The sequence below is a fragment of the Streptomyces scopuliridis RB72 genome, assembly GCF_000718095.1.
GTDB lineage: Bacteria > Actinomycetota > Actinomycetes > Streptomycetales > Streptomycetaceae > Streptomyces > Streptomyces scopuliridis.
The window spans coordinates 202,109-226,070 of the sequence record NZ_JOEI01000008.1; the positions used below are offsets into that span (position 1 = coordinate 202,109).

At 71.1% G+C, this 23,962-nt stretch carries 18 protein-coding genes and 1 riboswitch; of the genes, 10 read left to right on the forward strand and 8 right to left on the reverse strand.

Annotated elements, in window-relative coordinates; genetic code table 11:
* Positions 1-97 precede the first annotated feature (97 nt).
* Positions 98-1,744 carry a succinic semialdehyde dehydrogenase gene (locus IF11_RS0111940; RefSeq protein WP_030351498.1) on the forward strand — a complete coding sequence of 549 codons (1,647 nt, stop codon included), beginning with the start codon at positions 98-100 and terminating at the stop codon, positions 1,742-1,744.
* A 49-nt stretch (positions 1,745-1,793) separates the two neighbouring features.
* The gene (locus tag IF11_RS0111945) at positions 1,794-3,587 is read left to right on the forward strand and encodes a GMC family oxidoreductase (RefSeq protein WP_051745813.1); all 1,794 of its coding nucleotides are present in this window, start codon (positions 1,794-1,796) and stop codon (positions 3,585-3,587) included.
* Between the two features lie 81 nt (positions 3,588-3,668).
* Here the strand turns inward: IF11_RS0111945 and IF11_RS41995 are convergent, their stop codons facing one another.
* Positions 3,669-4,751, reverse strand: a complete 1,083-nt coding sequence (locus IF11_RS41995; RefSeq protein WP_030351500.1) for a hypothetical protein — start codon at positions 4,749-4,751, stop codon at positions 3,669-3,671.
* A 495-nt stretch (positions 4,752-5,246) separates the two neighbouring features.
* On the reverse strand, positions 5,247-5,537 hold the full coding sequence (locus tag IF11_RS0111955; protein WP_030351501.1) for a chorismate mutase: 291 nt from the start codon (positions 5,535-5,537) through the stop codon (positions 5,247-5,249).
* Positions 5,538-5,864: 327 nt separating this feature from the next.
* Here IF11_RS0111955 and guaA point away from each other — a divergent pair, with 327 nt between their 5' ends.
* The 3 genes from guaA to IF11_RS0111970 all read left to right on the forward strand — a co-directional run bounded on the left by guaA (position 5,865) and on the right by IF11_RS0111970 (position 9,628).
* Positions 5,865-7,451, forward strand: a complete 1,587-nt coding sequence (gene guaA, locus IF11_RS0111960) for a glutamine-hydrolyzing GMP synthase (RefSeq protein WP_030351502.1) — start codon at positions 5,865-5,867, stop codon at positions 7,449-7,451.
* Between the two features lie 168 nt (positions 7,452-7,619).
* Positions 7,620-8,885: a hypothetical protein gene (locus tag IF11_RS0111965; RefSeq protein WP_030351503.1), complete on the forward strand. Its 1,266-nt coding sequence runs from the start codon at positions 7,620-7,622 to the stop codon at positions 8,883-8,885.
* A gap of 224 nt (positions 8,886-9,109) precedes the next feature.
* Entirely contained in the window at positions 9,110-9,628 is a 519-nt protein-coding gene (locus IF11_RS0111970) for a DoxX family protein (protein WP_030351504.1), read from the forward strand.
* Positions 9,629-9,784: 156 nt separating this feature from the next.
* On the opposite strand, the gene IF11_RS0111975 is transcribed toward IF11_RS0111970, so the two are convergent.
* Positions 9,785-11,116 (reverse strand): PspC domain-containing protein, encoded by a 1,332-nt coding sequence (locus IF11_RS0111975; protein WP_030351505.1) that lies wholly within the window; start codon positions 11,114-11,116, stop codon positions 9,785-9,787.
* 229 nt (positions 11,117-11,345) lie between these two features.
* Here IF11_RS0111975 and IF11_RS0111980 point away from each other — a divergent pair, with 229 nt between their 5' ends.
* Positions 11,346-12,641, forward strand: coding sequence for an ATP-binding protein (locus tag IF11_RS0111980; protein ID WP_030351506.1), 1,296 nt, complete (start codon positions 11,346-11,348; stop codon positions 12,639-12,641).
* Positions 12,642-12,744: 103 nt separating this feature from the next.
* On the forward strand, positions 12,745-13,467 hold the full coding sequence (locus IF11_RS0111985; protein WP_030351507.1) for a LuxR C-terminal-related transcriptional regulator: 723 nt from the start codon (positions 12,745-12,747) through the stop codon (positions 13,465-13,467).
* A 70-nt stretch (positions 13,468-13,537) separates the two neighbouring features.
* On the opposite strand, the gene IF11_RS0111990 is transcribed toward IF11_RS0111985, so the two are convergent.
* Together IF11_RS0111990 and IF11_RS0111995 are read right to left on the reverse strand one after the other, a co-directional pair.
* On the reverse strand, positions 13,538-13,915 hold the full coding sequence (locus IF11_RS0111990) for a hypothetical protein (RefSeq protein WP_133243257.1): 378 nt from the start codon (positions 13,913-13,915) through the stop codon (positions 13,538-13,540).
* A 151-nt stretch (positions 13,916-14,066) separates the two neighbouring features.
* The gene (locus IF11_RS0111995) at positions 14,067-15,107 is read right to left on the reverse strand and encodes a C40 family peptidase (RefSeq protein WP_030351509.1); all 1,041 of its coding nucleotides are present in this window, start codon (positions 15,105-15,107) and stop codon (positions 14,067-14,069) included.
* A 248-nt stretch (positions 15,108-15,355) separates the two neighbouring features.
* Here IF11_RS0111995 and IF11_RS0112000 point away from each other — a divergent pair, with 248 nt between their 5' ends.
* The gene (locus IF11_RS0112000; protein ID WP_030351510.1) at positions 15,356-15,709 is read left to right on the forward strand and encodes a hypothetical protein; all 354 of its coding nucleotides are present in this window, start codon (positions 15,356-15,358) and stop codon (positions 15,707-15,709) included.
* Positions 15,710-15,765: 56 nt separating this feature from the next.
* Here the strand turns inward: IF11_RS0112000 and IF11_RS0112005 are convergent, their stop codons facing one another.
* Positions 15,766-17,001, reverse strand: a complete 1,236-nt coding sequence (locus IF11_RS0112005) for a C40 family peptidase (protein WP_037727618.1) — start codon at positions 16,999-17,001, stop codon at positions 15,766-15,768.
* A gap of 7 nt (positions 17,002-17,008) precedes the next feature.
* Positions 17,009-17,172, reverse strand: a riboswitch (cyclic di-AMP (ydaO/yuaA leader).
* A gap of 309 nt (positions 17,173-17,481) precedes the next feature.
* Here IF11_RS0112005 and pcrA point away from each other — a divergent pair.
* Positions 17,482-20,007 carry a DNA helicase PcrA gene (gene pcrA, locus IF11_RS0112010; protein ID WP_030351512.1) on the forward strand — a complete coding sequence of 842 codons (2,526 nt, stop codon included), beginning with the start codon at positions 17,482-17,484 and terminating at the stop codon, positions 20,005-20,007.
* 57 nt (positions 20,008-20,064) lie between these two features.
* On the opposite strand, the gene IF11_RS0112015 is transcribed toward pcrA, so the two are convergent.
* Together IF11_RS0112015 and IF11_RS0112020 are read right to left on the reverse strand one after the other, a co-directional pair.
* Positions 20,065-21,825 (reverse strand): M23 family metallopeptidase, encoded by a 1,761-nt coding sequence (locus IF11_RS0112015; protein WP_030351513.1) that lies wholly within the window; start codon positions 21,823-21,825, stop codon positions 20,065-20,067.
* 300 nt (positions 21,826-22,125) lie between these two features.
* Positions 22,126-23,049, reverse strand: coding sequence for an esterase/lipase family protein (locus IF11_RS0112020; protein WP_051745815.1), 924 nt, complete (start codon positions 23,047-23,049; stop codon positions 22,126-22,128).
* A gap of 412 nt (positions 23,050-23,461) precedes the next feature.
* On the opposite strand from IF11_RS0112020, the gene IF11_RS0112025 reads away from it, so the two are divergent.
* Positions 23,462-23,950: a cobalamin B12-binding domain-containing protein gene (locus IF11_RS0112025; RefSeq protein ID WP_240627685.1), complete on the forward strand. Its 489-nt coding sequence runs from the start codon at positions 23,462-23,464 to the stop codon at positions 23,948-23,950.
* Positions 23,951-23,962: the final 12 nt, after the last annotated feature.

The window sequence follows — 23,962 nt, forward strand, 5'->3', positions numbered from 1 at the left end:
GTTATGTGCCAGTGATCGCTGGCGCGATATGAGCGCCCGGTGAAAAGCTGTTACCGACGGGTATCCAAAGCCGGGATCGCGGCATACGCTCGCCATCATGACGGACTCGCAGGCCCCCGCCGCCACCCCCACCACCGACCACGGCGCCCCCGGGACCCTCGGCACCAACCCGGTGGCCGCCGCCCCGGCCGGTGTGCGCACCGCGGCCGATGTGGTCACCCCCGAGGTGGTCGTCCGGCTCAGCCGCGGCGTCGTCGGCTCCGGCCGTACCGCCAACCACGCGCCCTTCACCGGGGAGCGGCTGGCGGAGCTGCCCGAGTCCACGCCCGAGGACGTGGCGGCGGCCTTCGAGCGCGCCCGCGCGGCCCAGCCCCTGTGGGCGGCGCTGCCCGTCCGGCAGCGGGCCGCGGTGCTGCTCCGCTTCCACGATCTCCTGCTGGAACGCCAGGCCGAGGTGCTCGACCTGATCCAGCTGGAGACCGGCAAGGCCAGGCTGCACGCGCACGAAGAGGTCCAGGGGCTGGCCGTCGAAGCCCGGCACTACGGGCGGGCGGCGGGGTCGTATCTGCGGCCGAAGCGGCACACCGGCGTCGTACCGACCCTGACGAAGGTCACCGAGCTGCGTCAGCCGCGCGGGGTCATCGGCCAGATCGCGCCCTGGAACTACCCGTTGGAGCTGTCCGCGGGCGACGCGCTGCCCGCGTTCGTGGCGGGCAACGCCGTCGTGATGAAGCCCGACACCGAGACCGCCCTCACCGCGCTGTGGGCCCGCGATCTGCTGATCGAGGCCGGACTGCCGCCCGAGGTCTTCCTCGTCGTCCTCGGCGAGGGCCCGGTCATCGGCCCGGAGGTCGTCAGGCACGCCGATTACGTCTCCTTCACCGGCTCGACCCGTACCGGCCGCGAGGTCGCCAGGGGAGCCGCGGACCGGCTCGTCGGCGTCTCGCTCGAACTCGGCGGCAAGAACGCCATGCTGGTCCTCGCGGACGCCGATGTGGAGAAGGCGGCGCCGGGCGCGGTGCGCGCCTGCTTCTCCTCCGCCGGACAGCTCTGTATCTCCATCGAGCGGCTGTACGTCCACGACTCGGTCGCGGACGCGTTCCTGGAGCGGTTCGCCGCCCGTACGAAGGCCATGCGGCTCGGCAACTCCCTCGCGTACGGCGCCGACATGGGCTCCCTGGTGGGCGAACGCCAGCTGGAGACGGTCACCCGCCATGTCGAGGAGGCCGTCGCCAAGGGCGCCACGGTCCTCGCGGGCGGGGTCGCGCGTCCCGACATCGGGCCGCTCTTCTACGAGCCGACCATCCTGGACGGGGTCGACGCGCCGATGGCGGTGTGCGCGGAGGAGACCTTCGGGCCGGTCGTCTCCGTCTACCGGTTCAGCGACGAGGACGAGGTGATCGGCCTCGCCAACGCCACGCCGTACGGCCTCAACGCGAGCGTGTGGACGAAGGACTCCCGGCGCGGCCACGCGATCGCGGCCCGGCTGCGTACCGGCACGGTCAACATCAACGAGGGTTACGCGCCGGCGTACGGCAGCGTGCGGTCGCCGATGGGCGGCATGAAGGACTCCGGTCTCGGCCGGCGGCACGGCGCCGAGGGGATCCTCAAGTTCACCGAGGCCCAGACGGTCGCGCAGCAGCGGATCCTGCCCATGGCGCCGTCCTTCGGGATGGACGACGAGAGGCACGCGGCCCTCATGAGCCACAGTCTGCGGATCATGAAGGCGCTGCGGCTGCGGTAGTTGGTGACGCGCCAGTTCAGCACACGGTAGTTCTCGACGAGGAGAGCCAGTGGCACAGGACAGCCATGCGGACGACTACGACGTGATCGTCGTCGGCTCCGGCTTCGGCGGCTCGGTCTCCGCGCTGCGGCTGACCGAGAAGGGGTACCGCGTCGGCGTCCTGGAGGCGGGCCGCCGCTTCACCCGCGCCACCCTCCCCAAGAACTCCTGGGACCTCAAGAACTATCTGTGGGCCCCCGCCCTCGGGCTGTACGGCATCCAGCGCGTCCATCTCCTCGGCAATGTGATGGTGCTGGCGGGCGCCGGGGTCGGCGGCGGCTCCCTCAACTACGCCAACACGCTGTACGTACCGCCCGCCGCGTTCTTCGACGACCCGCAGTGGGCGTCCATCACCGACTGGCAGCAGGAGCTGAAGCCCTACTACGACCAGGCGCGGCGCATGCTCGGCGTACGGCTCAATCCGACCATGACCCCCTCGGACGTCCATCTGAAGGCGGCTGCCGAGGCGATGGGCGTCGGCGAGAGCTTCCGTCTCGCGCCGGTCGGGGTCTTCTTCGGGGACGGCCAGGACGCGGACGGTACGGCGAAGACCCGGCCCGGGGCGGCCGTGGACGACCCGTACTTCGGCGGGGCGGGACCCTCCCGCAACGCCTGCCGGGAGTGTGGCGAGTGCATGACGGGCTGCCGGCACGGCGCCAAGAACACCCTCAACGAGAACTATCTGTATCTGGCCGAGCGCGCCGGGGCGGTCGTCCGTCCGATGACCTCGGTGGTCGCGGTGACGGAGGACAGGGAGGGCGGCTTCCGCGTCACGACGGTACCGACCCAGGTGCGCGGGAAGGGCCGCCAGAAGGGCCGGGCGCGCGTCCTGCGAGCCCGCCGGGTCGTGATCGCCGCCGGTACGTACGGCACGCAGACCCTGCTGCACACCATGCGGGACCGCGGACTGCTGCCGCGCCTCTCGGCGCGGCTCGGCGAGCTGACCCGTAGCAACTCCGAGGCCCTGGTGGGCGCGCAGACCGACGACCGGCGCTACCGCGCGCGGCACGGCGCGGCGAGGGCGGACTTCACCCGGGGCGTCGCCATCACGTCCTCGATCCATCCGAACGACACCACCCATATCGAGCCGGTGCGCTACGGCAAGGGCTCCAACGCGATTGGCGCGCTGTCGATCTTCCAGGTGCCGCGGAGCGAGCGGCGGGTGCGGAGCTGGCTCGGGAACGCGGCCAGACACCCCCTGCTGGTGCTCCGTTCGCTCTCCAACCGCCGCTGGTCGGAGCGGACCATCATCGGCCTCGTCATGCAGTCGCTGGACAACTCCCTGACGACCTACCGGAAACCGGGCGGCGTGGGAAAGGGACTGCTCACCGCGCGCCAGGGGCACGGCGCCCCCAACCCGAAGCAGATACCGGAGGCGATCCGGGCCGCGACGCTGATCGCGGAGGAGATCAACGGCTTCGCGGGCAGCAATGTGGGCGAGCTGATGGGTACGCCGCTGACCGCGCACTTCCTGGGCGGCTGCGTCATCGGGGCCTCGGCGGAGGAGGGTGTGATCGACCCGTACCACCGGCTGTACGGGCACCCCGGCATCTCGGTGGTCGACGGCTCGGCGGTCTCGGCGAACCTGGGGGTGAACCCGTCCCTGACGATCACGGCCCAGGCCGAACGCGCGATGTCGTTCTGGCCGAACAAGGGCGAGCCCGACCCCCGTCCCGAGCAGGGCGCCGCGTACGTCCGACAGGACCCGGTGGCGCCGGTGTCCCCGGCGGTGCCGGAGGAGGCGTTCGGGGCGCTGAGGCTGCCGTTCGTGGCGATGCCGAAGGTCCCGCCGAAGCGGGCGTGACGGCGGGCGCGGAGACAGCGAGGCGCTGCACCCCCCTCCGAGTGCAGCGCCTCCCTGAGCCTCTGTGCGTCGTGTCGCGCGTTACGCGGCGGCGTCGCTCCTGCGGCGCTTCATCGCGAACATCACACCGGCGCCCGCGACGATGGCGATGCCCCCGGCCATGCCGATGACGGGAACGACCGAGGAGGATCCGGTCTCGGCGAGGTGCCCCTGCGGCTTGATCTCCGTGTTGCCGGCCGGCTTGGCGGGGAGGGGCTTCTTGCCACCCTCCTGCGGCTTGGCCTCGTTCGGGTCGCCCGGGTCCGTACCGGCGGCGACGATGTCGAACTCGTAGAACGACTCGTCGTCCGAGTAGACGCAGTTGCCCTCGTCGTTGGCGTAGACACCGATGCTGACGGCGTAACCGAGCCCGGCCGGGGCGGACTTGGCCACGCTCAGCCGCAGGTCGACGGAGAACGACTCCTTCGCCTTGACGCCCGTGTAGCCGAGGTAGCCGGCGCCCGCGTCGTTGTCGTCCAGGGAGATGGGGGTCCAGACGCCGGACTCGGGGTCCTTGTACTGGAGGGTGAGATGGCCGGTGCTCGGGTCCCAGGCCTTCTCGTCGATCTGGAACGCGAAGACACCGAGGTCGACGCGCTCGTAGTCGTTCTTGCCCTTGTTCGTGACGTTGAGCTTGAAGGAGTGGAAGCCGCTGCCCGCGACGATGCGCTCCGGCAGCCCGGAAAGGCTGGTCTGGAGCTGGTCGTCGTAGATGCCCTCTTCGGTGTCGACGCATTCGACCGGGCCGTCGCTCGGCTCGGTCGTGGGCTTCGTCGTCGAGCCGGACGACGCGGGCGCGGGCTCGGAGGGCTTCGTACCCTCCGGCTCGGACAGTTCCGTTCCGGGCGCGGGGGCCTCCTCGGAGGACTGCGGAGCCTTCTCCTCGCCCGCCTTGCCCTCCTCGCCGGCCTTGCCCTCCTCGGGCGCCTCGCCCGTGGCGGGCGGGGTCACGCTCGCCTCGGTGGTCTCCGGCGCGGCGGGCTCGGTGGATTCGGGCGCCTCGCTCGCGGCGGGCGGCGGGCTGTTCTCACCGTCGGTCGCGAACGCGGCAGGGGCGGAAAAGAAGGCGGCAGGGGCTATGACAGCGGTCGCGGCGGCGACGGCCATGGCGCGGCGGAGCTTCATGAAGACCTCAGCGAAGTACGGCACACCGCCGGGGCGGTGTGAAGTCGTGGGGCCCTCCCAGGAGTGGGGTTCACGGGTGAGGCCGTTGATTTCGCAAGCAAGACCCGTGACATGCGGGAATGGTTGCCGCGTTCTTCACAGAATCTTTAGGTGGCCTGTGTCACACGGATATGACCGGTCCATGACCCGTCGGAAGGACGACGAAGGGCGGTCGGTTCCGGGCGTCCCCGGAACCGACCGCCCATGGGTGACCGGGCTGCTGTCCCCTGCCGACCGGTCACGAACGCCGGGGCGAGGTCCCACGACGCACCTGCGGTACGTCGCACGCCCCGGCGGAGCCACGCGTGGTTTTCCTCTGCTTTTCCTGCATGCTCGCCGCCCCTGGCTGGGCACGGACGCACGGTCCAACGAAGGCTCGCGGGACCCGGTCACGCGCCGTACGGGTGAGAGCGGCACCCGAACTCAGATACGGCGGTGCCCCGGACGCGGCCCGGCTCAGACCCGGCCCCGGCTCAGCTCCAGCAGGGTCATCGCCAGCGCCGTCCCCGGTTTGCCGAGGGCTTCGCGGTAGCGGCCGAGGATCTCCATCTCGCGGGAGAGATTGACCCGGCGGCCACCGGAGGTGATCCGGGCGTCCTGGATGACGGCCGAGACCGCCATCCGTTCCTGGACGAGACCGATGATCCGGTCGTCGAGTGTGTTGACGCGTTCGCGCGCGTCTCCGATGAGTGCGGCGGCCTCTTCGGTACGGGCGCCGGTGTTCTCCGTGACAGTCATGTCGGGCATGTCGGGGTTCCTTCTCGGGGGATGAACGGCCCCGGCGGCCACAGGGCCCCGAACGCGACAGACGCCCCGGGCCTTGTCGGCCCGGGGCGCCTGGGAAGTCGCTTGTCAGCTCAAGCAGCACGACCATGGCAGCCGGACGGGCCGGTGCCATAGGTAAAGACGAAGGTCAGCTGCGTGTGCATACGGACAGTATGGACCCGGCGCACCCGCGCGGGGCAAAGCGGGTTCGGATGGTGAGACGAATCGTCGTCCCCGAGCCGTCACCGTCCCCCGTTAGAATCGAAGACAACCAGACCTCATATACATCACGCCGGAAGGCCGCCCCCCGTGCCAGCAGCACCCCCCGCCGCCGCTCCCGACGTCGTACTCGTCGTCGACTTCGGCGCGCAGTACGCCCAGCTCATCGCCCGCCGCGTCCGCGAGGCACGGGTCTACAGCGAGATCGTCCCGTCCTCGATGCCGGTGGCCGAGATGCTGGCGAAGAACCCCCGGGCGATCATCCTCTCCGGCGGCCCGTCCTCCGTGTACGCGGACAACGCCCCGAGCGTCGACCGCGCGCTCTTCGAGGCCGGCGTCCCCGTCTTCGGCATGTGCTACGGCTTCCAGCTGATGGCGACCTCGCTCGGCGGGACCGTCGACAACACGGGTGCGCGGGAGTACGGCCGTACGGAGCTGCGGGTCTCCAAGACCGGCTCCACCCTCTTCGAGGGCACCCCGGCCGAGCAGTCCGTCTGGATGTCGCACGGCGACGCCTGCTCCGCCGCGCCCGCCGGGTTCACCGTCACGGCCTCCACCGATGTCGTACCCGTCGCCGCGTTCGAGAACGACGAGAAGAAGCTGTACGGGGTGCAGCACCACCCCGAGGTCATGCACTCCACCTACGGCCAGCAGGTCCTGGAGCACTTCCTCTACCGCGGCGCCGGTATCGAGCCGACCTGGACCACCGCCAATGTGGTGGACGAGCAGGTCGCCCTCATCCGTGAGCAGGTCGGCACCAAGCGCGCCATCTGCGGGCTGTCGGGCGGGGTGGACTCGGCCGTGGCCGCCGCCCTCGTCCAGAAGGCCATCGGCCCCCAGCTGACCTGTGTGTATGTCGACCACGGGCTGATGCGCAAGGGCGAGACCGAGCAGGTCGAGAAGGACTTCGTCGCCGCCACGGGCGTACAGCTCAGGGTCGTCGACGCCGAGGAGCGCTTCCTCACCGCGCTCGCCGGGGTCTCCGACCCCGAGCAGAAGCGGAAGATCATCGGCCGTGAGTTCATCCGGGTCTTCGAGCAGGCGCAGGCCGAGATCGTCGCCGAGGCGGGCGCGGAGGGCGAGGACGTCGCGTTCCTCGTGCAGGGCACGCTGTACCCGGACGTGGTCGAGTCCGGCGGCGGCACCGGCACCGCCAACATCAAGTCGCACCACAATGTCGGCGGGCTCCCCGACGACATCGAGTTCGAGCTCGTCGAGCCGCTGCGCAAGCTGTTCAAGGACGAGGTCAGGATGGTCGGCCAGGAGTTGGGGCTGCCGGACGAGATCGTCCAGCGCCAGCCCTTCCCCGGCCCCGGCCTCGGTATCCGGATCGTCGGCGAGGTCACGCGCGAGCGGCTCGACCTGCTGCGCGAGGCCGACGCGATCGCCCGCGAGGAGCTGACCGCGGCCGGGCTCGACCGGGACATCTGGCAGTGCCCGGTGGTCCTCCTCGCGGATGTGCGGTCCGTGGGGGTGCAGGGCGACGGGCGTACGTACGGTCATCCGATCGTGCTCAGGCCCGTCTCGTCCGAGGACGCGATGACCGCCGACTGGACGCGCATGCCGTACGACGTGCTGGCGCGGATCTCCACGCGGATCACCAACGAGGTCGCGGAGGTCAACCGCGTGGTCCTCGATGTGACGAGCAAGCCGCCAGGCACCATCGAGTGGGAGTGACGGGCTCCGAGCGGGAGTGACGGGCTTCGCGCCTCCAGCGTCAACACCGTAACGCTGTTGTCACCCGTCCGGACCGCCTCTACGGCGCGCGGGTTGCCCTCCGTGCGGCAGAATTCCCTTGCGTTGCAAGGAAGTTCGGTGGACGGGGCGGGGAAGGCGGCGTTCGGCGTGGCGGTGCAAGAGGCGAGGCAGGGCGCGCACGGCGGGGGCTGTACGTGCGGGGACTGCCCGCACGGAGCGCGGGAGGGGCACCGGCGGGCGGTGGCCGCGTTCCTGGTGAAGCGGGACGAACTGGCCGCCGGGCAGGGGCTGCCCGCCGCGGTGGCGCACTCGGCGGGGGCCTCCCGCCAGTGGGTCTCCGACGAACTCACCCAGTCCGCCAACGCGGTGGCCGACCGCAGCCGTGAGGCGGGCGACGCCTGGCTGCACGCCGTGTGGCGCCGCACGCTGCTGGTGGTGTGGGGCGGGGTCGCCCTGCTCGCGCTGGTGCAGTCCGCGACCGCGATAGGGGCCGGCTGGACGCTCGCGCGTACGGCCGGGCTGCTCGCCGCCCTCGTCGTCGCCGGGCTGCTGACCGCGGCCGCCCGGCTGCACCGGAGCCGGGGCGGCCTGCTCGCGCCGCTGATCGGCGAGGACAACCGGCTGTCGACTTCACGGACCGTCGCCTCCGCCTGGGTCCTGCTCGCCGTCTTCTCCGTGCTCGTCCTCGCGCTCCAGCTGGCGGGCGCCTCCGGGCCCGACCGGCGCGACGAGCTGATCGCCGGCCTCGAACTGGCGCGGGGCGCGGGCCTGGTGACCGTACTGGCCGTGGTGTGCGCCATCGCCGTGGTCGTACGCCGGGTGGTGTCCGTACGGGTGCTGGGCCAGCGGCTCCAGAAGGTACGGGCCGAGCGGCCGCGGCTGGCCGATCTGCTCTGCGACGACGCCGGGCGCGGCAGCTTCACGGATGTGCAGTACACGCTGGTGAGCGCCGTCGCCGTGGTCTTCTCGGCGGTCCGGCTGGCCCGGCGGCCCGAGCAACTGCCCGATCTGCCCTGGGCACTGGCGCTGCTGGTCGCGGTCTCCGCCGCCACCTACTTCGCGGCGAAGTACGCGGAGGGCGGCCGGCCCGTCGTCCTGTCGGTGGTACGGGCCAGGGAGGCGGGCGATCTGGACGCCCCGATCCGTACCGGCGACGACATCGAGATCCGCGGGGCCGGGTTCGTACCGCCGGGCGCGGGCACCCCGGACCGGCTGGCCCGGATGGTCGTCAGGATCGGCGCGGTCCATGTCCATGTCCCGCTGGTGCCGGTCCCCGGCGGCTTCGCCAATCCGTCGGACACCTCGCTCACCGTGCCCGTACCGGTGGATGTGGAGCCGGGGCCCGTCGAGGTGCAGGTCGTGACGGCGGCCGGAATCGAGACCAACCGCGTGATCGTCGAGGTCATGGATTAACGGATTGGTTGACGCGTAGGTCCGCGTCGGGTGAACGGTCCGGTCAGGTATTGAACGGATCCGGCCGCCTGTGGTTCAAGCCCTGTCGTGGACTGGCCGATTCCGACACGCTGTTGGCTGGTTCACTGAGTGCCGGACGTGTCCTGACGCGTATGCAAGGACACGGCACGCGGGGACAGCCGCCCCCGCGGCAGCGGCGTGGGACAGGGAGAGGCGGACCGGCGATGACACATGGCTACCGGACGGACACCTATGGACGGCTCGCCGACGAGCGGACAGGGTGGCGCGAGAACGCCTCGCGCTACGCGCTCCTGCCGCTGCGGATCTTCCTCGGCGTCACCTTCATCTACGCGGGGATCGACAAACTGACCCAGAGCGGATTCTTCTCGGCGACCGGCGCGGGGTCCGTCGGCGAGATGATGCGGGCCGTCCGCGACAGCTCGGCCGTCCCCGCGCTGGTGGACCTGGCGCTCAAGAGCCCCTCGGGGTTCGGCTATGCCATCGCCCTCGGCGAACTCGCCGTGGGCCTGGGCACCCTGTTCGGGGTGCTCGCCCGGCTCGCCGCGTTCGGCGGCGCCCTGATCTCGCTGAGCCTGTGGCTGACGGTCAGCTGGCAGAGCACCCCGTACTACTACGGCAACGACCTCGCCTATCTCATGGCCTGGCTGCCGCTCGTGCTGGCCGGTGCGCCGGTGTTCTCGCTGGATGCCGTCCTCGGCGGCCGGCGACGGCGTATGCGGTAGTGCGTCCAGGCCGCCAGGGCCGCCAGACAGAGACCGTCCCAGACCACGACGAAGGACATGTACCACGGTGTGTGCCAGGCGCCGGCCGCGTCTCCCGCGTAGGTGACGGCCGCGCCCAGCACCGCCAGGCCCGCGACCAGCCGGCCCGGCCTGAATTCATGACGCAGCACGGGTCACCTCCACCTGGCCGAGGCCGACTTCGAGCCGCAGCTCCAGCGTGCCCGCCGGAGCGGACCCGGCGCGCGGCGACAGCGTGCGCTCGCGCGACTGGTCCGGGGAGATGTCCACATCGTTCGGCGGCTCCCCGGGGAGCCTGATGTCCCCCAGACCGGCCGTGGCATGCACCTTCACGGTCACTCCTTCCGGTACGACGGCCTTGAGCTGCCCGGCGCCCACCTCGGCGGACGTACGGACCGTCTGGCCCTCGGGGACGGCGAGGCCGGTCAGATCGAGGGTGCCGATGCCGGAGCCCAGTTTGTACCGGGGCTCCACGGACGCGACCGAAGCCGGGGTCCAGAGCGGGCGGCCCCACTCCGTGGTGATGTCCTTCGGCACCGCCGCGCTCGCCCCGAGCAGCCCGGCCGTGACCACCGCCAGGAGGATCGTGCCCAGGCCGGTACGGCCCAGGAAGCTGCTGACGACCAGCCCGAGACCGAAGACCGCGAGCGCGGCGGCCAGACCGATCTCCAGGCTCGTGCCGAACGGATGGCTGTCCCACGTCAGGCCGGTACCGAGCCCGCCCGCCAGCAGGGCGAACAGGAATACGGTGCCGCCGATCCCGCGCGGGCCCCGGGGGCGTGGCGTCCGTATCAGCAGCGGGGTCGCGCCGCCGCGCCGCTCCTGACGCTCCTCGGCGGCTTCCCGCGGGCCCCACAGATAGGCCGCCTCGGACGGGCGGCCCGTGGTGCCGTCCTTGACGATCGGGTCACGCCACCACGACGGGGTGCCGCCGGGCGTCGGTGGCGCCTTGGTCTCGGGGGGCGCCTCCGCCGCGGCGTGCGCCGTCGTGGAGGCGGGAGAGGCGCCGTCGGGCGCGGTGACGCGGCGGCGCTGCGACCAGACGGCCGAGCCCACGACCGCGACCGACAGCATCACGGCGAAGGAGAGCGTGTTGTCGTCGCCCAGCATGGACAGGAGCAGCCCGCAGCCGACCAGCGCGAGCAGCACGGCGATCAGCGACGAGCCGTCCACCCGGCCCGACAGCAGCCTGCGGAGCTCGTTCTCGTCCTCGCCCTCCAGCGGGATCAGCAGCCAGGCGAAGCCGTAGAAGATCAGCCCGATGCCGCCGGTGACGGTGAGCACCCCGATCACGATCCGGAAGATCACCGGATCGATGTCGCAGTACCGTCCCAGGCCGCCGCACACCCCGGCGACCACTTTCTGCCGGGAGCTGCGCCGCAGGTCCGGGGAGAGGGGACGGGACGACGCGGGGCCGGGGGCCGATGCCGGGGGCGGCGCGGCGGGCGGCGCGGGGGGCGGCTGGGTCATACGTCCATGGTGACGGCGCGCGGGCGCGGGCTCCAGCGGCCCCGACCCCGGTCTGTCCCTGATATTGGCCCAGGACACGCCCCTAGGTACCGCACCGGGTATCCCCGGGGCATCGCGAGGCGTCCCCATGTATCCCCAGGCATCTCCAGGCATCCCCCGAGGTATCAGGGTCGCCTCAGGGGCCCGACCCTGATGTCCCCGCACACCGCGCCATGTGACCATCGATGACATGCCAGCCGCCCCGCCACGCGCCGCGACCTCACCCTCCCGCGCCCCTCTGCCCGAGGAACAGGCCCCGCGCAAGCTCTACCGCAGCGCGGACGGCCGGATGCTGGGCGGTGTCGCGCGCGGGCTGGCCGGGCATCTCGGGCTGCCGGTCGTCTGGGTGCGGCTGGTCTTCCTCGGCCTCTTCTTCGCCCAGGGCCTCGGCGCGCTGCTCTACGCCGTCTTCTGGATCGTCGTCCCGCTCGGTGTCGGCGGTACGACGGCCGAACCGCGCTCCCTCTTCGAGACCAGCCCGGACGGCCGGCGCCGCCTCCGCAAACCCGACCGGGGCCAGATCTTCGCGCTCATCGCGCTGCTGATCGGCGCGTCCGTCTTCGTCGGCAACGTCAATCTGGGCCGCAGCCAGGCCGACCGCTACATCTGGCCCACCCTGCTGATCGGCGCGGGTGTCGTCCTGGTCTGGCGACAGGCGGACAACGCCCGCCGCGCCCGCTGGACCGAGGTCGGCAGACGCCGCCGGATCTTCCAGCTCGCCCGCGGCCTCGCGGGCGTCGCGCTGGTCGGCCTCGGGCTGGCCGTCTTCATGGTGGTGCGCGGCGCGGCGGCCCAGCTCGGCAACGTACTGACCGGGGCGATCGCGGTCGTGGCCGGGGTCGCCCTGCTCGCCGGGCCCTGGCTCGTACGGATGACGCAGGACCTCTCCGAGGAGCGGCTGATGCGTATACGCGCGCAGGAACGGGCTGAGGTCGCCGCGCACGTCCATGACTCCGTGCTGCACACCCTCACGCTCATCCAGCGCAACGCCGACGACGGCGGCGAGGTCCGCCGGCTCGCCCGCGCCCAGGAGCGGGAGCTGCGCGCCTGGCTCTACAAACCCGAGGGCACGGGAAAGGACGAGGAGGACGAACCCACCACCCTCGCCGAGGCGGTGAAGCGCACGGCGGCGGAGGTGGAGGACTACCACGGGGTCCCGATCGAGGTCGTGGTCGTGGGCGACTGCCCGCTCGACGAGAAGCTGGCCGCGCAGATGCAGGCCGCGCGCGAGGCGATGGTCAACGCCGCCAAGTACGGTGGCGAGGGCGGCGCCGTCCAGGTCTTCGCGGAGGTGGAGGGCCGTACGGTCTTCCTCTCCGTACGGGACCGAGGCCCCGGCTTCGACCTGGACGCGGTGCCGGACGACCGGATGGGCGTACGGGAATCGATCATCGGCCGGATGCAGCGCAACGGCGGTACGGCGCGGCTGCGTTCGGTGCCGGGCAACGGCACGGAGGTCGAGCTGGAGATGGAACGGGCAGACTGAGGTCGGGACGGGTGACCGTGGCGGTGGCCGGGGCTGATCCGAGCGGTCCGGATCAGCGGTCCGCGGCAGCAGCGACGAACGACAAGGGCGAGGGGCAGAGACCATGAGCGAGGGCGCACAGGCCGGGGCCACCGGTGCGGAGAGCGGCGGCCCGGCGGGGGACGGCCGGCGCGTACGGGTCGTGCTCGTCGACGACCACCGGATGTTCCGTACCGGAGTGCAGGCCGAGATCGGCCGTACGGAGGAGACGGGCGTCGAGGTCGTCGGGGAGGCCGCCGATGTCGACCAGGCGGTCACCGTCATCACGGCGACCCGGCCCGAGGTCGTGCTCCTCGATGTCCACCTCCCGGGCGGCGGCGGTGTGGAGGTGCTGCGCCGCTGCGCGCCGCTGATGGGGGCGGGCGAGCATCCGGTGCGCTTCCTGGCGCTGTCGGTCTCGGACGCGGCCGAGGATGTGATCGGCGTGATCAGGGGCGGCGCCCGCGGCTATGTCACCAAGACGATCACCGGCTCGGACCTGGTCGACTCGATCTTCCGGGTGCAGGAGGGCGACGCGGTCTTCTCGCCCCGGCTGGCCGGCTTCGTCCTGGACGCCTTCGCCTCGACGGACGCGCCGCCGGTGGACGAGGATCTGGACCGGCTGACCCAGCGCGAGCGCGAGGTGCTGCGGCTCATCGCGCGCGGGTACGCGTACAAGGAGATCGCCAAGCAGCTCTTCATCTCGGTGAAGACCGTGGAATCCCATGTCTCGGCGGTGCTGAGGAAGCTCCAGCTCTCCAACCGGCACGAACTGACGCGCTGGGCGACGGCGCGCAGGCTGGTCTGAGGCGCTGGTCCGAGGCGCTGGTCCGAGGCGTTGGTTCGCGGCGCTGGTCCGAGACGCGTCGCCGTCCGGTCTACGAGCAGTGCCACTCGGTGACGTACGTCCGGTCCCGGTGCTCCATCACGCCGCGGATGCACTCGCCAGGCGCGGTGTCGAGCCTGCTGGTCAGCTCGGCGCGGCCGTGCCAGGTCTGCTGGGTGCCGAGCCAGCCGGGGAACGCGGTGATCCGGTCGTCCTTGCGCTGGTAGCCGAGGCGTACGGCGACATCGGGGTGGCCCTTGTACTGGGCGTAGCGCACGGTGAACGGTCCCGCGCCGCCCACCGGGCCCTCGATACAGAGCCGGCCGCCGGAGAGATCGCCGCACCCACGGGGCGTAAGGCCGACAGGCGCCAGAACGAGAAGGGCGCCGACGCTGAGAACCGTTCCTCTGACGGCGATGGCTCGTCTCACGGCTCCCCCTTCAGGGCAGACGGGATGCTGCGCTCATCGTCACCCGGGGAGGTGCAACCGGCACTCCGGTGTGGGCCGTTCGGCGATGCCGGAGTTGCGCGCCTGGCCTGCATGGGCCGGTCGGCGCTCGTACGTACGGCGGCCGGCGCTCCTACACCGGCCGGCTGGCGCCGGCGAACGGCATCTGGTCGATCGGCGCCAGCCGGACCGCCGAGCCCGGCCGGGGGGCGTGGATCATCTGCCCGCCGCCGACATAGATCCCGACATGGCTGATGCCGGAGAAGAAGAACACCAGGTCGCCGGGGGCGAGATCGCCGCGTGAGACCCGCTGTCCCGTGTTGATCTGCGTGTAGGTGGTACGGGGGAGGGCGACGCCCGCGGAGCGCCAGGCGGCCTGGGAGAGCCCGGAGCAGTCGAAGGCACCGGGCCCGGTCGCGCCCCACACGTACGGCTTGCCGAGCGCCCCGTAGGCGTACGCGACGGCCGCGGCGGCACGGGCGTTCGGCGCGCGCACCGCGCCCCGAGCCATCGACGCGGCGCCCTGGGCCCCGCCGTCCTGCTGCCGGTCGTACTGGGCGCGCTGTGGCGCGGTGAGCCGGTCCAGCAGCCGCTGGGCGGAGCCGATCTTCTCCTGGACGGCGGACTTGTGCCGGGCCAGTTCGGACTGGGAGGCCTTCAGCTCCGTGAGCCGGCCGTCGGCCCGGACGCGCAGTTCGGCGATGCGGGCGAGTTCCTTGCGGATGGCGGTGATCCTGGCGGCCTGGCGGGAACCGGCCCGTTCGGCGAGCGAGGCCCCTTCCAGGTACTCCTCGGGCGAGGAGCTGAGCGCGAGCTGTACGGCGGGGTCGAGGCCGCCGGCGCGGTACTGCGCGGAGGCGATCGAACCGAGCGCGTTGCGCGAGCTGTTGAGCCGTTCCGTCCTGCGCGTGGCCTCGTCCCGCAGCCGCGTGAGCGCGGTACGGGTCTTGTCCGCCTTCACCTTCGTCCCGTTGTACCGCTCGGTGGCGCTCTCGGCCTGCTCGTACAACGCGTCGACCTTCGCCTTGACCTGCGCCGGGGTGAGCTGCGGCTCGGCGTGCGCGGGGCCGTCGAAGGCGGTGGCGGTCGCGGCCCCGGCGAGCGCGAGGGTGGCGGCGGTACGGCCGGCCTGGCCGGTGAGTGTGCGCTGTCTGGGCTTTCGGTGCGCTGCCACGGGGGTGGATCCTCTTCCCTAGTCGGTCACGGTGGGTCATGGCCGGTCGCCAGGAGAAGGACGCTAAGGCGCAAGGTCACAGTCCGGCCTCGGCATGGCCGGTATTGGCGAGAGGTGGCAGAACCGGGCCGTGTTGTGACCGGCGTGATCGCGACCTCGGAGCGCCTTTCCGTCCGGACCCGACCGATATCGGAACAGAGCCCCACCTCGCCGCTTGGTGCTGATATGGCCCTCGATAGGCTCCGGGCATGGACGTACTCATCAATGTCTTCGTCGCGCTCCACATCATCGGCATAGCCTCGCTGCTCGGCGGCTTTCTCACCCAGATGAAGTCGATGAGCACGGGGACGGCCCGTTTCAACAAGGCGATGCTGCACGGCGCGCTGACGATGCTCGTCACGGGAGTGGCCCTGGTGGGCCTCAACCAGGCCGACGACCAGACGGTGAACAACATCAAGGTCGGCATCAAGCTCGCGGTGCTGGTCGTGATCCTGGCCGTGGTGTACGTGAAGCGCGACGACGAGACGGCCCCGAAGCCGCTGTTCGGCGCGGTGGGCGGGCTGACGGTAGCCAACATCTTCATCGCCACGCTCTGGACCTGACACGGCCCCGGGGCCCGGTCCCGGGCCCCGGCTCCTGCGCGCCGCCCGCCGTTCTGTCAGGCGGGGCGGATGCTTCCGTAGATCGGCATGTAGTAGATCGACTCCTCGCGGACGTTCGCGCCCGGCTTGGGGGCGTGGATCATCATGCCGTCGCCGATGTAGATCCCGACGTGGCTGATGTCGTCGTAGAAGAAGACCAGGTCACCGGGGAGCAGATCCCCGGTCGCGACGCGCGTGCCGGCCTTCACCTGTTCCCAGGTGGTGCGCGGCAGCTCCACGCCCGCTTCCTTCCAGGCGGCCTGGGTCAGGCCCGAGCAGTCGTACGAGCTGGGGCCCGTGGCGCCCCAGACGTACGGCTTGCCTATCTGGGCGCGGGCGAAGGCGAGGACCTTGGCGGCCTTGGTGGCGTAGCTGCCGTCCGAGGCTCCGGTGCCGCCGCTCGTACCGGACCCGCCGCCCGTGCCCGTCCCCGTACCCGTACCTGAGCCGGTTCCTGAGCCCGAGGCGGTCCCTGAGTCCGAGCCCGTGCCGGTCGACGGGGCCTGGGCCTGCTGCTCCTTGCGCTTGCGCTCGGCCTCGGCCTTCGCGCGGGCCTCCACCTTCGCCTGGGCCTCCGCCTTGCGGCGGGCCTCCTCTTCCTTCTTGCGCTCCAGCGCGGCCAGCCGCGCCTTCTCCTCCGTGGTCAGCTTCGCCAGCAGCGCACGCGCCGCGCCGAGCTTCTGCTGCACGTTCTGCTTGCTGGTGCGCAGCGCGGCCTGCGAGGCGTTGAGCGACTCCAGGTCCTTCGACGCCTGCGCCCGCTTCTTCGCGGCGGCGGCCTGCTGTGTCTGGTAGTCGGTGAGGACGCCGCGCTGACGCTCCGTCAGCCGGTCCGTCACCTGCTTCTGCTCGAAGAACGCCTGCGGGCTGTCCGCGAACAGCAGGGCGGCGGTCGGGGTGACCGCGCCTTCCCGGTACTGCGCGGCCGCGAACGAGCCGAGCGTACGCCGGGCCTCGTTCAGCTTGTCCGCGCGCTTGGCGACCTCGTCGAGCACCCGGTCGACCGCGCGCTTCTGCTTCTGCGTGGCTTCTTTCGCCTTGTTGTACTTCTGTGTCTCGCTGCCGGCCTGGCGGTACAGATCGTCGACCTTCTTCTGTACCTCCTCCATGGACGGCTTCGGCTCGACGGGCGCGGCGCTCGCGCTCTGCGCCGAGAGCAACGTGACCGAGGCGAGCGCGGCTGTCGTGATCCCGACGGCGGGAGAGGCGGTACGTACTCCGCTGAGGCTGCGCGGCTTGCGATGCGACGCCAAGGTCGACATCTCCTTCCGTGGACCGCCTACCGGGTTAGCTGTCGGGTTCGGGCGGAACGGAAGGCTGCCCTACGGGCCTTGAGCGAAAGGCCCGATTCACCCCGGTTGTGCACTGTGGGTCCCCGGTTTCGAACTTCCTTGAGAAAAGTCCGAATTCGGCGTGGGCCGCCCGCTTGGCGTGGGTCGCCGTTGGGGGTACGGGCTGCCTGATCGAGCACGCTAGCCAAAGTGTGGTGCTGGTGTGAAGGTCGATGGCCGATATGCCCGATACATTTTCGTGACCATTTGCGCGTGCGATGTGTGAAACGGGCTGGTGGCGCCTGTTCGCCACGATGAGTGACCGAGGGGCCGCCTGTGGTGATGGTGACGGTCGCCGGGGAATGCGGCCGGGGAATGCGGCGGGGGAATGTGGCCGATGGGGCCGGGGAATCCCGAAGGCGGGCGCGGGGTGTCAGTGCGGCGGCCTAGACTCGGAAAGCGATGAGCAGCCTCTTTGACGATAGTTTCCTGGCGGACCTCCAGCCCTCCGGCGACGAGCATCCGCCGCCGCCCGAGGACGACGCGGAGCACGCACCGGAGCAGGTGCCCGACGACCTCTTCCAGGGTGCCTACGACGTGCCCCCGGCGCGGGACCAGTACCACCGCGACGGCGCCCCGCGCACGGTCGTGGACCCCGCCGCGCTGCTCGAAGGGCTGAACGAGGAGCAGCGCGCGGCGGTCGTGCACACCGGCTCGCCCCTGCTCATCGTGGCCGGGGCCGGCTCGGGCAAGACACGGGTGCTGACGCACCGGATCGCGTATCTGCTGGGCAGCCGCAGCGTCCACCCCGGTCAGATACTGGCGATCACGTTCACCAACAAGGCCGCGGGCGAGATGAAGGAGCGCGTCGGCCAGCTCGTCGGCCCGCGCGCCAACGCCATGTGGGTCATGACGTTCCACAGTGCCTGTGTACGGATCCTGCGGCGTGAGTCGAAGAGGCTCGGCTTCACCTCATCGTTCTCGATCTACGACGCCGCCGACTCGAAGCGTCTGATGGCCCTGGTCTGCCGCGATCTGGACCTCGACCCCAAGCGCTACCCGCCCAAGTCCTTCAGCGCCAAGATCTCGAATCTGAAGAACGAGCTGATCGACGAGGAGACCTTCGCCGACCAGGCCGCCGACGGCTTCGAGAAGATGCTCGCCGAGGCGTACCGGATGTACCAGGCGCGGCTGCGCGAGGCCAACGCGCTGGACTTCGACGACATCATCATGACGACCGTCCATCTGCTCCAGGCGTTCCCCGATGTCGCCGAGCACTACCGGCGGCGCTTCCGGCATGTCCTGGTGGATGAGTACCAGGACACCAACCACGCTCAGTACACGCTCGTACGCGAGCTGGTGGGCCCCTCCGGTGAGGAGCACGACCCGGCCGAGCTGTGTGTCGTCGGTGACGCCGACCAGTCGATCTACGCCTTCCGGGGCGCCACGATCCGTAACATCCTCCAGTTCGAGGAGGACTACCCGGACGCGACGACTATTTTGCTGGAGCAGAACTACCGCTCCACGCAGACGATCCTCAGCGCCGCCAACGCGGTCATCGAGCGGAACGAGAGCCGCCGGCCGAAGAATCTGTGGACGAAGGCCGGCGCGGGCGCCCAGATCACCGGCTACGTGGCGGACACGGAGCACGACGAGGCGCAGTTCGTCGCCGACGAGATCGACCGGCTGACGGACGCGGGCGAGGCCAAGGCGGGCGATGTCGCGGTCTTCTACCGTACGAACGCGCAGTCCCGTGTCTTCGAGGAGATCTTCATCCGGGTCGGCCTGCCCTACAAGGTCGTCGGGGGAGTGCGCTTCTACGAGCGCAAGGAGGTCCGCGATGTGCTGGCCTATCTGCGCGTCCTGGCCAACCCGGAGGACAACGTTCCGCTGCGCCGGATCCTCAATGTGCCCAAGCGCGGCATCGGGGACCGCGCGGAGGCGATGATCGACGCGCTCGCGCTGCGCGAGAAGATCACCTTCCCGCAGGCGCTGCGGCGGGTGGACGAGGCGTACGGAATGGCCGCCCGTTCGGCCAACGCCGTCAAGCGGTTCAACACGCTGATGGAGGAGCTTCGTACGGTCGTCGAGTCCGGCGCCGGGCCCGCGACGGTCCTGGAGGCCGTGCTCGAACGGACCGGCTATCTGGCGGAGTTGCAGGCCTCGACCGACCCGCAGGACGAGACGCGTATCGAGAACCTTCAGGAACTGGCCGCGGTGGCGCTGGAGTTCGAGCAGGAGCGCGGCCAGGCGGCCGCTGAGGCGGCGGGCGGCGGCGAGGACGCGGCGGGTGCCACCGGCACGGCTCCCGCGGCTCCCACGGCCGCCACGACCGGTACGCTCGCCGAATTCCTGGAGAAGGTCGCGCTCGTCGCCGACTCCGACCAGATCCCCGACGAGGACGAGGACGGATCCGGTGTCATCACGCTGATGACGCTGCACACCGCCAAGGGCCTCGAATTCCCCGTCGTGTTCCTGTCGGGCATGGAGGACGGCGTCTTCCCGCACATGCGAGCCCTCGGGCAGACGAAGGAGCTGGAGGAGGAGCGGCGGCTGGCGTACGTCGGCATCACCCGCGCCCGCGAGCGCCTCTATCTGACCCGCTCGTCGATGCGGAGCGCGTGGGGCCAGCCCTCGTACAACCCGCCGTCGAGGTTCCTGGAGGAGATCCCGGGACACCACCTGGAGTGGAAGCGGACCGGCGCGCAGATCCCGGCGGGGCCCACGTCCGGGATCACGTCCTCGCTGTCCTCGTCCGCCGCGCGGTCGAGGCAGGGCGGCGGCCCCTCGGGCTTCGCCACGGGGCGCACGACCGACAAGCCGGTGATCGCGCTGGCGGTCGGGGACCGCGTCACACACGACCGGTTCGGCCTCGGCACGGTCATGGCGGTGACGGGTACGGGCGCGGAGACGCAGGCGACGATCGACTTCGGGGACGAGAAGCCCAAGCGGCTGGTGCTGCGGTACGCGCCGGTCGAGAAGCTGTAGGTACGACGGGACGCCGGAGGTACGACGCGACGGGACGGGGCCCCGGTGGGGCGCCCGTTACGTCGGGTCGACGCCGTGGCTGCGGAGCCAGGCCAGCGGGTCGATCGCGGCGCCGCCGCCGGGCCGTACCTCGAAGTGCAGGTGCGGTCCTGTGGAGTTGCCGGAGTTCCCCGAATACGCGATCACATCACCGGCCTTGACCGAACCGGAGCGGATCTTCGTGGTGCTGAGATGGCAGTACCACGTCTCGGTGCCGTCGGGCGCGGTCACGATCGCCATGTTGCCGTAGGCGCTGTTGTACTGCGTGCGTACGGTGCCGTCGGTCGCGGCCATCACCGGCGTGCCGTACGAGACGGGGAAGTCGATCCCGGTGTGCACGGACATCCAGTTGACGCCGGCCTGGCCGTAGCGCGCGCTGAGCCCGTGCTGCGACACCGGGAGCACGAACTTGGGGCGCTCGGCCTCCTTGCGGGCCGCCTCCGCCTCGCGCCTCTTCTTCTCCGCTTCCTGCCGCGCCTGGAGGTCGATGCGCTCCTGCGTACGGCTGGCCCGGTCACCGAAGTCGCGGGCGTCGGCGTTGAGCGCGGCGAGCTGCGTGTCCAGCTTGTTGTTCGCGGCCACGGGCTTCACGGAGCCGGGATCGGCGGCCGAGGCGGTCGTGGTCTTGTCGGCCTGGGGCTCCTGGCCCGCGCCGAGGCCGCCGACGGAGGCGGCGGCGACACCCGCGACGCCCATCACACAGGCGGAGGGTACGGCGACGGTGAGGAGCGCGGAGCGCTTGGCGGGGGTACGGCGGCGGCCCCGGCTGCCGCTCGGGCCGCCGCCGTACCGGCGTTCGCTTCGGGGCGGGACGGTGACGGTGGGAGTGGTCATCGTCGCCGCCATGTGCAACTGCTCTGCCTCGGGCGCGTCCGCGTCCGTATCCGTGTCGCCTTCGAGTCCGGCCTCGGCGGTCTCTCCGGCCTCCCCGGCCTTGGTGAGGGCGTCGGTCCCCGCGCCGGTCCCGGCTTCGTAGCCGGGTTCCGCGTCGAAGGCGTGTTCAGGCTCAGGACCCGGGGCGGCGTACTCGGCGCCCTGGGCGAGGTCGTACTGCTCGTACGGGCCGCCGTCCTGGCCGTACTGCTCGTGCGAGTTGTCATACGGGGCGTCGGCCGTCGTACCGGGCGAGTTCCAGGCGGTGGCGTCGTACGCGCCGGTGTCGAACGCGGGCGCCGCCCACTGCGCGGTCGCCTCGTACCCGAACTGCGCTGCCTCGAACTGCGTGCCGTCGAACTGCGTCGCGTCGAACTGCGCGGTCTCGAACTGTGCGCCTGCGAACTGCGCGGCGGGGTCGAAGGACGCCGCGACGGTGTGGTCCGAGGTGCCGTAACCGAACTGCGTGGCGTCGAACTGGCCTGTCCCGCCAGCCCCGTTCAGCTGGTCGGCCTGATGCGCCTGGGTGGCTTGGGTCGTCTGCGTCGCGTGGTTCGCCTGGTTCGCGTGGTTCCAGGCGTCGGCGTCCCACTGGCCCGTGACATCCGGCTCCGCCGACTGGCCCGGGATGACCTGGGTTTGCTGATAGCCGTTGTCGGGCGCGGCGGTGACGGTGGGCCACTGACCGCTGGCGTCGTACTGCGGCGTGGCGTACGCGTCGTACCCGGTCGTCTGATGAGCGCCGGTGCCCCACTGCGTGTTGTCGTACTGGCCGGTGGGGGCCTGGGCGTTCTCATAGCCGCCCGAGCCGTCCGGCAGGGTGCCGAAGAGTGGGTCGGTCTCGAAGCTGCCGGTCTGGTAGCCGTCATATGCGGCGTACCCGGCGTGGGCGTGCTGGTCGTTCACCAACTTCTCTCTCGCCTCGGCAGCAGAACCAGGGTTTCCTCCGGAAGCCTGCCTGACGGACAGGGCCCCTGAAGGGAAAGCAGTGGCCGCGACTGTACCCGGCGGTATAGGACGGCGACAATCTTCGGCAGGTTTTACGTTCCGTTGAAACGGGCATTCGGCCGTGTTTCGGCGGACGACGGACGCAGACTTGGCCCTACGTTCGAAAAGTGTTCGAGGTGCGAGACGAATTTCGAGGGCGATTTCGAGGAGCCCCGCGTGAGTCGGCAGGCGTCACGCGTCAGGCGACGGCGTCACGCGTCAGGCGACGGACGCCGGTCCGTCGAAGCGGGGGTCGTCCTCCGCGGATTCCCCGGGCGCGAGGCCGGAGTTGACGGAGCCCGGACCGGATTCGCCTACGTGCCCCGGAGATTCGAGCGCGTGCCGGATGCCGGCCGCGACTCCGGGATGCACTGTCATGGCGAGATGCCCCACCCCGCTCACCAGTACGTTCTCCGCCTGAAGGTCGGGGTGCGTGATGCGCGCGGTGAGGGCCGGCGCCATCAGCTGGTCGAGATCGCTCCAGAAGCTCACGAACCGCGTACGGCAGCCGGGCGCGGGCAGTCGCAGCTCCTCGATCACGTCCGAGCCCGGCCGCATCTGCCGTACGACGGGGTGGGCGTTCGCCAGCGGGACGACGGCCGTGCCCTCGTGCGGCGTGGCGATCGTGACCAGCGTACGTACCCGTGTGTCACCGCCCAGGCGCTGTACGTAATACCGCGCGATCAGGCCGCCGAGGCTGTGCCCGATCACATCGACCTGGCGATGGCCGGTGCGGGCGCAGATCTCCTCGACATGCCGGGCGAGCAGCTCGGCGGCCGTACGGATGTCGCAGGTCAGCGGCGAGTAGTTGAGCGAGACGAGACGGGTCCAGCCGTGCCGGGCCAGGGAGCGGCGCAGCAGGACGAAGACGGACCGGTTGTCGACGAGGCCGTGGAGCAGGACGACGGGGGGATGGGCGCGGCCCTCCGTGGGCAGCTGGGCGGTTTCCGGCGGCAGGGGCTCGGCGCGGCGCTCCTGGACGATCCCGGCCGGATAGAGGACGAGATGGCCGGTGAGTACCGCCAGGTCGAGCGCGTTGGCACGGAGTGCGTCGGCGGGGAGCGTGGCGTGCCACACGCGGCCGGCCTGGCGCAGAAGCGGCGGAACGAAGGGAAACAGCGGCAAGAACGGCGAAACCTTCATGGCCGACCTCCGAACGGCACCCGGGGGGCGGCTCTGGCCCCCGCGTACCCTCACGGGGCGCCGCCCGGCGGGTCGGATGGCTTCCGGCACGCCGTAAGTGCCCGGGGTCGGTACACGCGAGCCGTGCCACCGCGCCGCGCGGCTGGCGGCACGGTGGAACGGCGCTCGTGTGGCGACTCCTTTTGCGGCTCCCCTTGCGGTCGTCCCGACCCGGCCGGGTATGCCGAGTCATACCGGAACGACGCAAAGCGAACATGTCCCACGTGTGATTTCCCCCTCGCCGGGCTCCGCGAAACAGGCGCGTGCGGGATGCTGTGGATAACGTTCGTTCACCTCCCCGCGCCCCGGTCCCGACCGGACCGGGCGCGGGGGCCCGTGCCAATGACAGTGCGGTCGGTATGTGGAGGCAGTGATGGGTGTGGCTTGGCATCCGGAGAACCAGCGGCCGGAGAATCAGTCGCGGAGCCAGGACGGGACGAGCGGAGCGCACGCGGCCGGCGGCCCGATCCGGGTGGTGGTGGCGAAGCCGGGGCTCGACGGACACGACCGCGGCGCCAAGGTGATCGCGCGTGCGCTGCGGGACGCGGGGATGGAGGTCATCTACACGGGGCTCCATCAGACGCCCGAGCAGATCGTGGACACCGCGATCCAGGAGGACGCCGAGGCGATCGGACTGTCGATCCTCTCCGGGGCGCACAACACACTTTTCGCGAAGGTGATCGCGCTGCTCAAGGAGCGGGACGCGGCGGACATCAAGGTCTTCGGCGGCGGCATCATCCCGGAGGCGGACATCGCCCCGCTCAAGGAGCTGGGCGTGGCCGAGATCTTCACCCCCGGGGCGACGACGACCTCCATCGTCACGTGGGTCAACGCCAACGTCCGCCAGCCCGCGGGCGCGTGACGCGCTGCGTCG